Below are 15,638 nucleotides of genomic sequence, written 5' to 3'. Positions count from 1 at the left end.
CGAGATGAGCGACAGCACCAGCCGCGTCCTTGGTCGCTTGGGAGTGGTCGGCGACGCGGGGGTCGTACGGATCGAGGACCGGTACGACACCGGTATCGACGACCTGTGGGCGGCGGTCACCGATCCCGACCGGCTGGCTCGGTGGTACGGCAAGGTGGAGGGAGACCTTCGCCTCGGTGGTTCCTTCACCGTGTACGTCGAGTCCGCGGAACTGGAGAGCATCGGACAGGTCGAGGTGTGCGAGGCCCCGGCGCGGTTGCGTGTCACGACGAGGGAGACCGACGAGTCGGCGCACCGCGGCGACGGTCCACCCCCGTTCAGGCAGACTATCGAGGCCACGCTGATCGCGGACGGCTCGCAGACCATCCTGACGATCGAGATCGCCGGCCTCCCGCTCGACAAGATCGAGTACTTCGGCGCCGGCTGGCAGCTGCGCGCGGAGAACCTCGCTGCGTACCTCACCCACCAGGAACCGCCCGACCCCGAACCCCGCTGGGCCGACCTCGTCCCCGCATACCAACACCTCGCCGCCACGATCCGCTGACCTGGATCGAGCCATCTGAATGTCGTCCCAGCCGTGCTGCGGCGGACTACCGCCGATGGCGTAGGTGTTCTCGTGCGGGCGGGTGATGCCGGGGGCGGACCGGGCCGGGAGCCTTGACGCTATGGGTGAGCCGATGGTCACTGCGCTGGGGCATGCCGGGTTGCGGATCGACGCGGGTGAGGTTCGGATCCTGGCCGATCCGTGGTTGTCGGCCGGGGGCGCGTTCCTGGGCGCGTGGTTCCCGTTCCCGGACAACGCGCATCTGGTGACGCCCGAGCTCCTCGACGTGGACCTGGTGGTGGTGTCGCACGAGCATCTGGACCACCTGGACCTGGATCTGATCGCCGGGCTGCCGGAGACCGTGCCGGTGCTGGTCCCGCGGTATCCGTCGACGATCATGCAGCGCCGGTTGCGTGCGATCGGGCGGACCCGGGTCGTCGTGCTGGACGCGTGGCAGCGGTACCCGCTGAACGAGCGCGACTGGCTGACGGTGATCCCCGAGCAGTGCCCGATGAGCCACGACTCCGCCGTCCTGCTGAAGCTCGGGGAGCGCAGCGTGCTGCACACCAACGACGCCCGGATCTCGCTGTCCCAGGCGCGGCGTGCGATGGCCGAGGCCGGCGGGCCGCTGGACGTGATGGGCGTGCAGATGTCGGGCGCGAGCTGGCACCCGGTCCGGTACGAGTACGACGAGGTCGAGCGGGAGCGGATCTCGACGATCAAGCGGGTCGGCAAGTTCAAGGCCGTCACCCGGCTGGTCCGGCAGGTCCAGCCGCGGCTGGTGATGCCGTACGCCGGTCCGCCGTGCTTCCTCGACGACGAACTGTTCGAGCTGAACAGCGGCCTGCGTCCGGGCGGGATCTTCCCGGACCAGGGCGAGGCGCTGGCCTGGCTCGCGGACCGGATCCCCGACCAGCGCGGGGTCTGTCTGCTGCCGGGTGACCAGATCCGGCTGGACGACCTCACGGTGGTCCGGGACGCGCACTGGAAGGACTTCGCCCTGGACGCCGGACCGGAGGAGCGGCGGCGGTACCTGACCGAGTACGCCGCCCGCCGCCGGCCAGCCATCGACGCCGCCTGGGCCGCGAACCCCGTGTCGCGGCCCAGGCTGGCCGATCGCTTCAAGACCCACCTGGAGTCACTCGGCACGCTGTCGGAGTACTTCCTCGCCCGGATCGGTATGACGCTGCGCTTCGACGTGTCCGGGCCGCACGGCGGGGTCTGGGACGCGCACATCGGACCGGACCGGGTGGTCGTCGATCTCGACGGCGGCGCCGGGCACGCCGACTACCGCCTGACCATGGACGGCCGGTGGCTGGACGGCGTGGTGTCCGGCCGGACCCGCTGGGAGGAGCTGCTGCTGTCGATGCGCTTCACCGCACGCCGGCAGCCCGACCGGTACAACGACTACCTGGTCGGCCTGCTCAAGCACGCCGACCGGGCCGCGCTCCGGGCCGTCGAGCGGTTCGAGGCCGCCCGTGACCCGGAGGAGACCACCACGATCGTTGTCGGTGGCAAGCAGCTGCGGGTGAGCAGGTACTGCCCGCACGCCGGTGAGGACCTGGCCGAGACGGGCGTGGTGGTGAACGGCGTGCTGCGCTGTCTCGGCCACAACTTCGAGTTCGACCTGACCGACGGGACCTGTCTCAACGCCCGCTGTGACCCGGTTCTGGTGAAGCCGGAGCCGGATGTGGAAGAGGCGGTCTGACCGGCACCTGGAGATCCGCCAGCCCGGCCACGAACAGCCCGGTGAGCAGGACGTAGTACAGGGTGCGGCGGATCGTCGGGCGGTCCAGGTACTCGCGGTCCGCGGCCACCCGCAGCGGCACGAGTACGTCGAGGTACCAGCGCTCCACGTCCGTCCAGGTGTCCGGCGGTACGGCGGAACGTTCGCGGTACCGCAGCTGCGCCGGACCGGTCAGCCCGGGCCGCGCCAGCAGCACCGGCCGGTACGCGTCCGGATAGCGCGCCGCCAGAGTCGCGCTTTCCGGCCGCGGACCGACCAGCGTCATCTGCCCGCGAACCACGTGCCACAACTGGGGCAGCTCGTCGAGCGCGGTCCGCCGCAGGAACGCGCCGAGCGGTGTGATCCGGGCATCGGTGGCGGCGGTCACTTCGGGGCCGGAGGCAACTGTACGCATGGTCCGGAACTTGTACAGCGTGAACGACCGGCCGTTCTCGCCCACGCGGGCCTGACGGAACAGCACCGGCCGGCTGCTGGTGACGAGCACCAGTACCGCGACGATCAGCAGGACTGGCGACACCGCCACCAGTAGCAGCCCCCCGATGAGCACGTCCAGAAATCGGCGGCCCGGACCAACCTGTGCTGACATTCTGTCTCCTAACCGGTACCGGCGGCCACGAAGACCGCGGTGAACGCCTGGGCCGCCAGATCGCACTCGTGGTCGAACGAGCCGGGATCGGTGGGCATCGTCGACGGCGTCATGTGGGTGATCAACTGCACTCCGTGCCGTCGTTCCTGGATCAGGGAGGTCCAGAGCGGGTTGGCGGCGAGGTCGGGCGCGAGCAGGCTGAACACCTTGCCCTGGTAGTGCTGACGCCAGGTCCAGATGTCCACGGCCTTCGCGCCGGCCGCGACGGGCGCGGCGATGTACATGGTCGTGTCGGTGGCGGCCTGGGTGGCTGATCCCTGGTAGCCGTCGGCGGCCGCGAGTGCCTTGCGGGACTGCAGCGTGGTCAGCGATTCCCAGCCCTGGCCGCGGATCCGGCTCCAGATCTCGGCCTGTGCGGCCTGCTGGGTCAGGCCCCAGCCTGCGTAGGTGCCAGGGCTCAGCAGCCCGGTGCTCAGGTCGAGCCGGTCGATCAGATGGCCGCGCAGGTAGCTCTCGACCGCCGCCGCACTGGCCGCCGGGTACTTCAGCCGGACCCGTTGCGCGCACCCTTCCTGGTTGCCGCCGCGCCACGGCAGGCACCCGAGCTCCGGTACGACCGCGTCGACCAGGATCTGCTTGCCGGGCGCAACTTTCGCGAGACTGCTCCGGGCCTGCCGGAGGAAGTTGGCGGCCTGCGCCGGAGAGGTCAGCCCGTCGCCGTAACCGATCTCGTCGGAGATCTTGAACCCGACTGTTCCCGGGACCGCGGCCAGCTGCCCGAGCCGGGCGACCGCTCCGTCGAAGGCGGCCGGCCCGTCGAGCCAGCGCTTGACCAGGTCGGTCTCCCACCAGATCGCGACGCCGCGGTGGTGCAGCGCGGTGGCGAGCGCGACGTACCGGTCACCGGGCAGCACGGCCGCTGCACCGCCGGTCGCCCGGCTGCTGGGTGGCGGTTGGGTCGGGTCGGCCGGCGTACTCATCGGCGGTCCGCTGTCCGGGGACGTGGTCGGCTGACCGCTCGGCGAACCGTTGGAACAGCCAACGAGCAGGACGAGCAGGCCGGCGGCGATCGCGGTAGCTCTCATGGTGTTCCCTCCCCGATCACGAGGGTCGCGCGGCGGCGGGCCCGCGGTGCGCTGAGCCGCAGTAGCAGAACGATCAGCAGAGCATCGGTCGACAGGTACGCCGCGGTCGACGCGACTGCCGCGCCGAGCGCTCCGTGCCGCGGGATCAGCGTCACGTCGAGGACCACGGTGACGACGAGCCCGGCGCCGAGCACGATCGAGTTGAGCCCCGGCGTACCGCGACCGTAGAGATAAGCGCTCGCGACCCCTGAGGCGCCGGCCAGGATCATGCCCGCGACGAGGATCCGGGCCGGAGTGACCGCGGGTGCGAACGAGGCGCCGTACAGCAGCCGCATCACCGGTCCGGCCAGGATCGCGACCGGGATCGCGGCGGCCGCGACGCCGGCCAGAGTCGGCCGGATCAGCCGCCGGGCCAGCTCGGCGGCCCGCTGCTCGTCGAGTTTCGCCAGGCGCGGATAGAAGACCCAGGTCAGTGCGGTACCGGGCAGCCGCAGCAGTTCGGCGTACTTCGAGGCGACCGCGTAGCCGCCGAGGACGGCGGGTCCGGCGATCGCGCCGAGGATCGCGACGTCGAGGCGGAGGTTCAGCAACGTGATCAGGCCGCCCACCTGACCCCGCAGTCCGTACGACGCGACCTGCCGCGCGAAGTCCTTGTCCGGGCGCCCCCACCAGCACGCGACGCCCAGGCGCCGCCACCCGAGCCGCCGGCCGACCCGGCGCCACGCGTCGACCGCGACGACCACGTCGGCGAGCCCGAGTCCGAGGATGATCGCAGCGATGCCGTGAACGCCGACAAGCAGCGGGAGCACGAAACAGGGCAGGAACGCGAGTTCCTCGGCGGCGATCACCACGTCACCGCCGCGCCGGTCCTCGAGTCCTTGCAGGGCGGTCTTGCCGAGCGTCAGCGCGAGCTGGGTCGCCACGGTTGCCCCCGCGGCCGCGATCAGCCACGGCGCCTCGTGCGGGAAGAAGACCTTGGCGAGCAGCGGCGCCGCGACCACCCACAGCGCCGTACCGACAACCGCCCCGGCGGCTCCGATCGCCATCAACGTCGGCCAGAGCCGCGGCAGGTCGCGGCGCGGTACGGCGAGGAAGTAGGCGAGGGCCCCGGGCAGGCCGAGGACGCACAGCACCCCGACCAGGCCGGGCAGCATCCGGAGCAGCGCGTACTCGCCGACCGCCGACGGTCCGCCGGTGCGCGCGACCAGCACGGTGGCGAGCGTGAGCCCGAGGATGGCGAGCAGCCGCGCCGAGGTGTTGGACAGGACGGAACGGATCATCAGGCCTCCTCGTGCTGGTCCTGCATCGCGAGGACGAGCGCCGCGACGAGACCGAGCCAGGTCCACAGGTGCCGGAAGTGCAGAACCTCGTAGAACCCCGCGGCGGTCGCCATCACCGGTCCGATGACGGCGAGCAGCCAGGGTCTCGGTACGAGTTCGGCGTACGCCTTCGGCAGGTTCCCGAAAACCAGCCGCAGGCAGCGCGCGAGCACGCCGACGCCGAACAGCAGCAGACCGATCGCCCCGATCACCCCGCGTTCCAGCAGCGTCGCGAGGTAGTCGTTGTGGGCTTCCTTGACGTACGGCGCCTGCGTGGCCTCCAGGGTCGCCTTCGTCCGGGCCGGCCCGTAGCCGGCGGCGTCGCCGCGGAGGAAGAGGTTCGCGCCCTCGCCGACGATCGTGGCCCGCTCGCCGCTGGAGTTCGCGCTACGCCCGAACGAGTCGCGCAGCAGTGGCACACTGCCGGCGGCCTGTTCACGGAGCTGACCGAGGTCGACGCGGGGCATGACGAACCCCGCCATCAGCCCGCCGGCGAGAGCCGCGCTCGCGAGTACGGCAAGGCCGCCGACCGCGCCCCGGCGGCGGTAGGCGGTCACCGCGGCGGCCAGGACCAGGCCGACCAGCAGGGTGAGCATCGCGCCGTTCGAGCCGGTGAACCCGATCGCCAGGAGCACCAGCAGGTAGGCGATCCGGCGGACGCCGGGGGACCGTGGATGCTTGCACGCGGCCATCAGGAACAACGAGACGACCAGGTAGTTTCCGGCCAGGTTGGGATCACCGAACGTGTACGGCGCACGCACACCGTCCTTGGCCGACACCCCGGTGATCGCGTTCAAGCCGACCAGGTACGCGGGCACCATGACGCCCGAGTAGAGCGTCGCCGTGTGGCACCAGGACACCGTGACGGCGCGGACGATCGCCGGATTGTGGCGACCGAGAGCGAGCGCCGCAGACCACGCGAACAGCAGCAGATCCTGGATCAGCACCAGCGCGGTGCCGACCGGCGCGACCGAGACGTACGCCGCGAACGCGCCGCCGAGGATCAGCCCGGCCACACCGGTGGCGTACGGCAGCTTGATCGGCAGTTGTTCCCGGCCCGCCCACAGCATGCTCAGCACGACGCACAGCAGGATGCCCGCGTCCGCCAGGGCCGTGTTGCCCGGACCGGCGGGCACCAGGAACGGCAGCAGGCACGTCGTCAGGCCCATCATCGCCACGAGCGCGTCACCGCGCGGCGTGCCGGGCGAGCCGACGATGCCGGCCGGTCGTACCGGCTGGGTCGAGGTGCTCATCGCGGTTCAGCTCCGTCGGTGAGCGGCCAGTACGGCAGACTCGCCAGCAGGTCCAGGTGCTGTGCGGCGAACTCGTCGTCGTTGGCGTTCGCGGCGATCTCACCCAGCCCGGCCAGCGCGGCGCCGTACCAGAGGATCGTCGGCAGGCCGAGAGTTTCGAGCCCGGTGCGCAGGTACAGCCGGACCAGGTCAGGTAGCCAGCCGGCCTCGAGCAGGCCGTACCTGATCCCGGCCCCGAACCCGGTACGCCGCAGGCCGCGGTGTCCGCGTACCTCGCGACCGGGCCGGGTGTGGCGGTCGAGGTAGAGGCAGTAGCTGAGCGCGAACCGGACCAGGTCGCGCAGCGGCGAGCCGGTGCGCGCGCCGCTCTCCCAGTCGACGACTCCGGAGATCCGGCCGTCGTCGACCAGCAGATTCCCGAACCAGTAGTCGCCGTGCACCACCGTGGTGGCGACCCGATGAGCGCGCAGCTGCCGGTCCGCGGCCGCGACCCGGACCTGCGCGGCCTCGAGTTTCGGATGCCCCGGCCAGCGGGCACGCAGCTGGCCGGCGACCTCGCCCGCCCAGGTGATCCGGGACCGCTCGCCGGCTGTCGCCAGCTGCAGGTGCCGGAGCCATCCGCCCGCCAGCGCGAAGTCCTCGGCCACCGGACGCTGCCGCGAGGTGTGCAGCCAGCGGTGGTACGCGACACTCATCGGGACGCCACGCAGTACCGTCGTCACCACGGCCGGCAGGCCGTCGCTGTCGAGCGTCTCCAGGTAGCGCGGAACGGTCCTGGCGAGTTCGCCCAGGTCCGTCTCGCCGAGCGCGATCAGCATCCGGGTCTCCCGGGAGACCGCGCCCGCGGCTGCGACCGTGACGGGGATCTTGATCGCCACCGGCCCGGCCGGGCCGTCCACGTAGGTACCGGCGGGCGGCGTGACGACGAAGGTCCGCTTGGCGTCGGGATCCTTCGACGTCGCGATCAGCACGCCCCGGCTCCCGGGCGCGAACAACAGGTCGTGCACCGACCGGGGGCGCGGCTGGAACGCCTTCGGAGCTTCGGTCATCGCCGCCTCCCGACGACGACGCGGGCCGGTGCGAGCGCGCCGGTCCAGCGCCAGGGTGCGCGTCGTGCCAGCCCGAGCAGTGCGGACGCCGGTACGGCGAACGCGAGTCCCGGAGGCACCGTGGCCACCGCGGTCCAGAAGTGCCTGATCGCCTCCTCGACGTCGTCGACGACCACCATCGGCCGGTCGAGCGTCGGCAGGACGACGAACTCGCGCTCCACCACGACCCCGAGCTCACGCGCCGTCCGCCGCAGCCGGCGACGACTGCGCGGCCGCTGGTCGATCAGGACGACCGGCCCGTCGGTGGACACCTGATCCGCCCGGACCGGTCCGGAGCGGAGGTCGTGCTCGACCGTCCCCGGCGGGCACAGCTGCAGCCAGGGCGACATCGGCCGCCGGATCCGCTCGGCCGTTTCCGGACTCGTCATGACCCCACCAGCTCCGCCGGCCGTCCGGCGGAGTACACCTGGTCGAGCACCTCGGCCAGGCTCTCGGCGTCGTATGTACTGCCGGCCGACGCCTGCCCGCGCCGAGCCATCCGCTCGGCCTTCGGGCGGTCGTCGAGCAGGTCGTCGACTGCCTCGGCCAGCAGGCGCGGACGTCCCGGTGGAACCAAGATCCCGCTCTCGCCGGGGATGACCAGGTCAGGCACCGAGTTGACCGCGGTCGCCACGACCGGAAGGCCGCAGCGCATCGCCTCTACCACCGCGCAGGGCAGACCCTCGTACCGGCTGGCCATGGCGAACACGTCGAACGCCGGCAGCAGTTGGGGTACGTCGGACCGCTCGCCGGCGAAGACGAACCGGTCGGTGAGACCCGAGCGGCGGACCAGGTCCTTCGCCGCGCGGTCGCCCGGACCCGAGCCGATCCAGACCGCGACCGCGTCGGTGTGCCGCAGCCCGGCGACCGCGGCGATCAGGTGTTCCGGTGCCTTCTGGTAGTCGATCCGGCCGACGGTGCCGATCAGCGGGGTGGTCGCGCCGACCCCGAGCTCGGCGCGCGCCGCCGTACGCGAGCTGTCCGTGCGCGGAACGGTGACCGACTCCACGACGGGTGTGATCGTGCGCAGCGAGCTCGGCGTGGCGAGTCCGAGCCGCAGCGCCTCGGTCGCCACCCCGGTTCCGATCGCGAGCACCGTAGCGGTGATGCGCGCCAGCCGGCGCTCGACGGCGATGTACGCCGTACGCCGCAACGGGTTCTGGAACTGGTGGAACGGAAAGCCGTGATAGGTGTGCACGATCCGCGGCACACCGGCCCGGTGCGCGGCGAGCCGGCCGAGCGCCCCGGCCTTCGCGCTGTGCGTGTGGACGACGTCGTACCTGCCGGCGGCACACAACGCGGTCAGTTCCCGCAGGGCCCGGCGGTCGTCGTTCGGTGACAGCGGTGCGACCAGTGACGGCTCGATCAGGACGCGCATCCCGGCGGCTGCGGCCCGGTCGGTGAGTGGGCCGCCTTGTCCGGTGATGATCGTGACCCGGTAGCGGTCCGGGTCGAGCGGGAGGACGCCGCGCAGCGCGACCCCACCGGCACCGGCGATGAAGCGGGTGACGATCTGGGCGACCTCGATCCGGGTGCCCATCAACCGGCCCGCCCGGTCCGGACCGCGGCCAGTGGGCGGCGGAGCAGTTCGGTCAGTCCGGCGCCGGGCTCCCGGCCGAGCAGCAGTTCGACCGCGGGCAGCCGGGTCGTCAGCCGCGCGGCGATCTCCTCGATCGGCGGGTGCACCGGCCCGCATCCCGTCGCGGTCGCGACGAGCGCTGCGATCGACCAGAACCGGCGGAGTTCACCGGCCGCGTAGGTGCCCGCGACGAGCCGGCGAGCCGCCTCCGCGGGGCTGAGTTCGCGCAACGTGGGCGACTCCTGGGTCCCGCGCCGCAGGACGACGACGAGCTCCGGCGGCAACGACCTGACCCGGTGCGTCCACGGCTGTTCGCGCCGCCCGTGCAACGCCCGCCGCCCGGTACCGTCCAGCAGCCGCAGTGGTTCGGCGACGCCGTACGCCGTCATTCCGTCGCAGGCCGCGAGGTTGTCGCACGTTGCCCGCGAGCCGTCGGCCAGGGCGCGCGCGACCAGCGTCGATTTGCCGACGCCGCCCGGCCCGGCCAGCAGGACGACGACACCACCGACCTCGACGACCGAGACGTGCAGCGGCGCGAACCGCTGTTGCATCGCGAACCACAGCGCCGGGTAGTGCAGCAGGACCTGGCTGTTCAGCGCACGCTGCCGAGCCGGGAACAGCCTGGCTGCGACGGACTCCTGGTACGGCGGCCGCCACCGGCTGGCGACCCGGAGGCCGTCGACGTCGACCGCCCACCGCTGGTCGAAACCGGATCCGCCGACGTTCGTCAGCACCACTTCGCTGCCCGGTGTCGCCCAGACGCCCCGCGTGATCAGCTCCGCCCCGTCCGTGCGGAACGGCTGGCGGCTCTCCTCGACCGCGAGGACGACGTTCGGCGGATCCGCCGCCGCGAGCCCGGGTCGCTCGGGCCCGCCCGCGGCCGCGAGCAGCGTGCGTACGGCACTGTCCGGTCCGTCCAGCGCCACGCGCTGGCCGGCTGTGTGGAGCATGGCGGTTGTCATCCGGCTGGTCACCGCAGCCTGCCGAAGCGGCGTGGTGCCGGACCGTGCACAATGCCCAGCACCGGCCAGCGAACGGCCTTCAGGACGTCGTCGAGGTCGTCGAGCCGGCGCAGGAGCACCGTGCCCCTGGACACGACGACGACCCCGGCCGTCATCTCGTCCTCGGGCGTGACGGCCGACAGTCCGGTGAAGCGGACATCGGTGAACCCGTCGATGTCGAAGACCGGCCCGCCGTCACCCGGAGCGGCAGGTTGCTTCGACTGCTTCGATGCGTGCGTGCGTCCGGACAGCGAGAACAGCAGCTTGCTCACGGTGTCCGCGTCTTCGTCGTCGGCGCCCATCAGCACGACCGCATCGACGCCTTGCCGCCGGGCTGCCAGCGCCATCGTGTTGCGGAGCGACTCGATGTCCTCGGTCGACTTGCCGAGCACCGGCGCCTGCAGCAACCGGGCCAGCGCGCGGATGCCGGTGACCCGTGGGCGGAACGTCTCCAGGACCGTCGCCGCGGTCAGGCCGAGCACGAGACCGAGCAGCAGTGCCAGCGCGAGTTGCGGAAGGATCGAGTGCGGTTCGCGCCGGATGTCGGGCTGGGTGCCGACCATGACGACCTGGTCCTTGGTCGCGTTGTCCGCGACCAAGGTCGCCCGTTGGCTGCTGAGTTGGCTCAGCAACTGGTTGGCCGACTGGATCTGCACCCCGAGGTCGGCGCGGGCTGTCACGTCGGCAATGCCTCGCAGTTGGGCGACCAGCTTGTCCCGGCGTGCGGTCGCGGCGTCGATCTGGCCGGTCAGGTCTGCCAGTGTGCTGCGGAAGGTTGCCTGGTCACCCTGGTTCATGAACGCCGCGACCCGGGCGGCGAGTTCGGAGACGACCCTTCCGGCCACCAGCGGGTCGTTGTCGCTGACGCTGAGCTCGACGATCGAGGACCCGCCGATCCGCTGCGCGGCCACGTTGGTCGCCGCGTACGTGTCGACGTCACGCTGCGCCTGCGCAGCCTCCAGCGCCGCACCGAGCACACTCGGCGTGGTCGCCACCGCGAGGACCCGGCTGTTCATCCCCTCGGCCTCGGTCGCCGACTTCGGTGAGCCGGAGATGACCTGGAGGCGGAGCGAGGCGATGCTCGGGTCCGGCCGGTTCGCCACCAGGATCGCGGCACCGGCCACCGGTACCAGGATGCACACCAGGATCAGTGCCAGGTGCGCCCGGACGATCCGGCGGAACATCTCTTCGAGCGTCATAGCTGAGCCTTCCTCGTGCCGTCCATCACTGGACCTTCACGCTCTTGGTGGTGGTGCCGGTCAGCCCGCCCGTGTCGGTGACGACGACCTTCACGGTGAAGGTCCCCGCGGCCGGGTAGGTACAGGTCGTGGTCGGGGCCGTCTGCGGCGGCAAGGTGGTGCCGGTCCCACAGCTGAACTGGTAGGTCGTGATCGGCGTCTTGTCCGGGTCGGTCGAGCCGGATGCGTCGGCGGTGATCGACTGGCCGCGCTTGATGTTGTTCTTCGACAGGTTCAGCGCCGCGGTCGGTGCCACCTCGGCCAGGATCCTGACCTTGGTGGTCGCCCGGCTGGTGAGCCCGTCGGTGTCGGTCACCGTCACCGCGACGGTGTAGGTGCCGGCGGCCGGGTAGTCACAGGTCGTCGTCGGTGTGGTGATCGGACCTGTGGTGTGCCCGTTGCCGCAGTCGAAGGAGTAGGAGACCAGCGGCCGGCCGTCGGCGTCCGAGGACGCGGAGGCGTCCAGTACCACTTGCTGCGGTGCGTACGCCTGGCTGGGTGTGGCCGTGATCCGTGCTGTCGGTACGCCGTTCGGCTTCACCACGATCGGCGCACCGGTCCAGGTGGCGGTGGCGCCGGTGGAGTCGGTGACTGTCGCGGTCGGCGTGAATGTGCCTGCCGCACCGTAGTGGCAGACACCGCTGGACTGTGTCAGCACCGTGCCGTTGCCGCAGACGATCCGGTACGACGTGATCGGCGCGGGGCCGGCGCTGTGCGAGGCGTCGATCGTCACGTCGAGCGGTGCGAAACCACCGGTCGGGGAGACGGTCACCACGATCACGAGGCCGTTGAACTCGAAGGCACCGAGATCGGCGAAGGTGACCGGGCCGGTGCCGGTGTTCGCGACGGCCGGGTCGTCGATCGGGGTGCCGCCGTCCTTGTCGGTCGCGCTCCAGCCGGCCGGCGACGTGTCGGCGGCGTCGATGGCCGGGGAGGTCCCGGTCAGATGCAGGTCACGGCCGGCCAGGTTGACGAACTGCGGGTTCGCCGCCTTGCCCGTCGGTTCCTGCCCGCTGACGGCCTGGTAGGAGCTGAGCGTCGTGTACGGCTGCGACGCCCACTCGAACAGGGGTCCGCCGTTGCTCTGGAACACCAGGTCCCGGTCCAGGCTGGTGCCCTGGCTGGACGTCTCGTCGACCCGGATCTCGCCGATCGTCCGGGTGCTGCCGACGGCGTTGTCCATCGTCACGTTGTCCCGGGTGAGGGCACCGGTCGAGCCGCCCTCGAAGTTGATCCCGGCGGTGGCGTTGCCGACCACGGTGTTGCCGATCACCCGCGAGCCGGGCGCCTGGAAGTCGTCGATGCCGTGGTCGCCGTTGTCGTAGACCACGTTCCGGCGCACCAGGGTCCCGGTCGCGCCGGTGTAGGACTCGATGCCCGAGTCGTCGTTGCTGTAGGACAAGTTGCCGTCGACAACGGTGTTCTGGGCGGCCGACGACACGTCGATACCGGCCGCGATCCGGGTCGAGAGCCGCTTGTTCCGGTACGTCGTCACGCCGGTCACCGTGTCCCGCGCGCCGCCCTGCACGCTGACGCCGTGGAAGCTGTTGTCGTGCGTGACCGAGGTCTTCACCGTGCTGTCGGTGCTGCTGAACAGCCGGATGCCGATGGACTGGTTCGCCGACGCCTGGATGCCGCTCAGCATGACCTGGCTGGAGTTGTCCGCGGTCACGCCCTGGGCACCGGACTGGGCGGTGTCGACGGTGTCGAGGGAGACCCGCTGCACGGTGTCGAAGTACACGCCGCTCAGGTTGGTCTGCCGGACCGCGAAGCCGCTGACGTTCACGTCGGTGACCTGGCGCAGCAGGATGCCGAAGCTGCGCGCGCCCGCGCTGACGGTGTGCCCGGTGGCCGGGTTCGTCCCGCCGGTGTCGACGTACAGCGTCGCCGTCGGGGTGTCGTAGAACCACGTGCCGCTGGTGGTGGTCGTACTACTCGTTGCCTTGGCCAACGGTTGCCCGTCCAGGAAGACCTGCGCCGGCACCGGGGTGAAGGCGTGCTTCCACGCCGTCGTCGACGTCGCGGACCAGCCGGCCGCGTCGGACACGTCGTTCGTGCCGAGGATGACCGCCGACGGCGAGGTCGCCCGCAGCGTGATCGGCGCGCCGGCCTCACCGCTCGCGGTGACCTGGACCTGTTCGCGGTACTGGCCCGCGCCGACCAGCGCGGTGTCGCCGGCCAGCATCTTCTTCGTGGCCGCGCCGATCGTGCAGAACGGGGTGGCGGTGGTGCCCGGCCCGCTGTCGCTGCAGGACGGGTTCGTCTGCTCGACGGAGTACGTCTGCACCTGCCGGAGGCTGACGATCTCCTGGGCGGTCGCGGTGTCGGTCAGCCCCGCGGTGTCGGTGACCGTGGTGGTGACGGTGTACGTGCCGGTCGCCGCGTACTTGTGGGTCGCGGTCGCCGTCGCCTGCGGACCGACGACGGTGCCGTCACCGAAGTCGAAGGTGTACGACGCGATGCCATTCGTGTCGGCGTCGCTCGAACCGCTCGCATCCGCGGTCACCGGCGTCGCCGGCGGCATGTTCACCGCGCTCGGGTCGAGCACCACGGCCGCGTGCGGCGGGTAGTCGGCCGGGCCCGCGATCGGCTGGTACTCCAGCGCGCCGCGGTCGGCGTACGCCGGCGTACCGGTGCCGGTGTCCGGCACGATCGGGTCGTCGGCGAGTGCGTTGCCGCCCTGGTCGGCGGCGACGAAGTTCGCCGGCGACGAGTCGGCCGAGTCGACCGCGGCGGAACCGGCGGTCAGCCGGAAGTCCGCGCCGGCCGGGTTGACGAAGTCCGGGTCGACGGACAGGCCGTGGGCCTCCTGACCGGTCGCGGTGGCGAACGCGGCCAGCGTCTTGTAGATGACGCCGTTGACCTTCGTGCTCGGTGCAACCACGTGGTTGTAGGCCATGTCGCGGTCGGCGGTGAGGCCGGAGTACGAACCGGCGTCGACGTACAGGTCGTACTCGGTCGCGGTGGTGCCGTTGTCGACCAGGAGGTTGTTGACAACGGTGGCGCCGGTCGAGGTGCCCTCGATCGAGATGCCGTCCCGGCGGTTCCCGTACGCCGTGTTGTTCAGGTACTGCACACCGGTCGAGGTCAGCGTGTCGAAGCCGTGGTCGCCGTTGCCGTAGGAGACGTTGCGCGCCACCAGAGCCCGGTGGCTGCTGCTGTAGACCTGGAACCCGCTGTCCTGGTTCTGGTAGGCGACGTTGCCGATCACACGGTTGTCGGGCGAGCTGGTGTCGACATCGATGCCGTTGGCGGTCGCGTTCGGATTCAGTGAGACGTTCGCGTACGTCGTGTTACCGGTGAGCAGGTTGTTCGCCGAGGTGGCAAGGCCGATCCCGTGCAGGCCGTTGTTGTGGCTGCCGGACGCGGTGACGGTCACGCCGCTGGACGCGTTCAGCTTGATGCCGGTGGACAGCGCGTTGTCGACGGTCGCGGAACGGATCGTGATCGAGCTGCTCGGGCAGGTGTCGACGAGGACGCCGTTACCGGCCGACTGGGACGTGGTGACGTGGTCGACGGTGATCCCGGACGAGGACAGCAACCGAACACCGGCCAGGTTGGCGCGGTCGAGCTCGAGGTTGCTGACGACCACGTTCTGCTTGCTGCTGGTCGTGACGCCGAACGACTGGGCGCCGGCCTCGACCTGGTGCCCGTCGCCCGGGTTGGCGCCGCCGATGTCGACGTACAGAACCTTGGCGGTCCCGTCGTAGAACCAGCTGTTCGGCGTCGTCGTGGTGGCGGAGGTAGCGGTCGCGAGGCGTTGGTTGTCGACGAAGACCTGCTTGGGCGCGGACGGAGGCGCGTACGGCGTGGACCAGGCCGTGGTACCGGTCGCGGTCCAGAGCGCTGCGCCGGCCAGGGACCGGGTGCCGAGCACGATGACGCCCGGGGCGTCTCCGACGACGGTGATCGGGTCCGTGGCGGTGCCCGACGCATTGATCGTGACCTGCTCCCGATAGGTGCCCGGAGCAACATGCACGGTGTCGCCCGGAAGCACGGCCTTCTTGGTGCCCTGCGAGATCGTGCAGAACGGCGCCGCCTGGGTTCCCGTGCCGGTGTCGCTGCAGGTGACCGTGTTGTTCACCCAGTAGCCGGTGCCGACGGCGTTCGCCGGGCTGCTCGTCACGACCAGCACCAGCGCCGCGGTCAAGCTGATGACCGTGGCCGTCGCCAGACTCCGTAGCCGCTTGTTCATGTT

12 protein-coding genes are annotated in these 15,638 nt (G+C 71.2%); 2 read left to right on the top strand and 10 right to left on the bottom strand.

Translation table 11 applies throughout. The features are described 5' to 3' along the window. The first annotated feature begins 4 nt into the window (after window positions 1–4). Window positions 5–544, top strand: a complete 540-nt coding sequence (locus AB0I12_RS32385) for an SRPBCC domain-containing protein (RefSeq protein ID WP_359936790.1) — start codon at window positions 5–7, stop codon at window positions 542–544. Window positions 545–665: 121 nt separating this feature from the next. Beyond that, a complete protein-coding gene (locus tag AB0I12_RS32380) occupies window positions 666–2,252 on the top strand; it encodes an MBL fold metallo-hydrolase (protein ID WP_359936787.1) in 1,587 nt (528 codons plus the stop codon). On the opposite strand, the gene AB0I12_RS32375 is transcribed toward AB0I12_RS32380, so the two are convergent. The 10 genes from AB0I12_RS32375 to AB0I12_RS32330 are packed head-to-tail and all read right to left on the bottom strand — an operon-like array spanning window position 2,191 to window position 15,635. Then, on the bottom strand, window positions 2,191–2,877 hold the full coding sequence (locus AB0I12_RS32375) for a sugar transferase (protein WP_359936784.1): 687 nt from the start codon (window positions 2,875–2,877) through the stop codon (window positions 2,191–2,193). The two genes, AB0I12_RS32380 and AB0I12_RS32375, sit on opposite strands and share 62 nt — an antisense overlap. A gap of 8 nt (window positions 2,878–2,885) precedes the next feature. Beyond that, window positions 2,886–3,962, bottom strand: coding sequence for a hypothetical protein (locus AB0I12_RS32370; RefSeq protein ID WP_359936781.1), 1,077 nt, complete (start codon window positions 3,960–3,962; stop codon window positions 2,886–2,888). Beyond that, entirely contained in the window at window positions 3,959–5,242 is a 1,284-nt protein-coding gene (locus AB0I12_RS32365) for a polysaccharide biosynthesis C-terminal domain-containing protein (protein ID WP_359936779.1), read from the bottom strand. The genes AB0I12_RS32370 and AB0I12_RS32365 overlap by 4 nt, the downstream gene beginning before the upstream one ends. Next, window positions 5,242–6,534 carry an O-antigen ligase family protein gene (locus tag AB0I12_RS32360; protein WP_359936776.1) on the bottom strand — a complete coding sequence of 431 codons (1,293 nt, stop codon included), beginning with the start codon at window positions 6,532–6,534 and terminating at the stop codon, window positions 5,242–5,244. Before AB0I12_RS32360 ends, AB0I12_RS32365 begins: the two co-directional genes overlap by 1 nt. Then, window positions 6,531–7,583 (bottom strand): aminoglycoside phosphotransferase family protein, encoded by a 1,053-nt coding sequence (locus AB0I12_RS32355; protein ID WP_359936773.1) that lies wholly within the window; start codon window positions 7,581–7,583, stop codon window positions 6,531–6,533. The genes AB0I12_RS32360 and AB0I12_RS32355 overlap by 4 nt, the downstream gene beginning before the upstream one ends. Further along, on the bottom strand, window positions 7,580–8,011 hold the full coding sequence (locus tag AB0I12_RS32350) for a hypothetical protein (RefSeq protein WP_359936770.1): 432 nt from the start codon (window positions 8,009–8,011) through the stop codon (window positions 7,580–7,582). Before AB0I12_RS32350 ends, AB0I12_RS32355 begins: the two co-directional genes overlap by 4 nt. Continuing rightward, on the bottom strand, window positions 8,008–9,162 hold the full coding sequence (locus AB0I12_RS32345; RefSeq protein WP_359936767.1) for a glycosyltransferase: 1,155 nt from the start codon (window positions 9,160–9,162) through the stop codon (window positions 8,008–8,010). The genes AB0I12_RS32350 and AB0I12_RS32345 overlap by 4 nt, the downstream gene beginning before the upstream one ends. Next, window positions 9,162–10,163, bottom strand: coding sequence for a hypothetical protein (locus AB0I12_RS32340; protein ID WP_359936764.1), 1,002 nt, complete (start codon window positions 10,161–10,163; stop codon window positions 9,162–9,164). Before AB0I12_RS32340 ends, AB0I12_RS32345 begins: the two co-directional genes overlap by 1 nt. Window positions 10,164–10,171: 8 nt before the next feature. Next, window positions 10,172–11,401 carry a hypothetical protein gene (locus AB0I12_RS32335; protein ID WP_359936762.1) on the bottom strand — a complete coding sequence of 410 codons (1,230 nt, stop codon included), beginning with the start codon at window positions 11,399–11,401 and terminating at the stop codon, window positions 10,172–10,174. Between the two features lie 25 nt (window positions 11,402–11,426). Next, window positions 11,427–15,635, bottom strand: a complete 4,209-nt coding sequence (locus AB0I12_RS32330; RefSeq protein ID WP_359936759.1) for a PKD domain-containing protein — start codon at window positions 15,633–15,635, stop codon at window positions 11,427–11,429. Window positions 15,636–15,638: the final 3 nt, after the last annotated feature.

This window comes from Kribbella sp. NPDC050459 (genome assembly GCF_040655315.1).
Taxonomy (GTDB): Bacteria; Actinomycetota; Actinomycetes; order Propionibacteriales; family Kribbellaceae; genus Kribbella.
The sequence above is the reverse complement of the archived record's forward strand: the minus strand, read 5'-3'. Positions and strand labels throughout refer to the sequence as shown.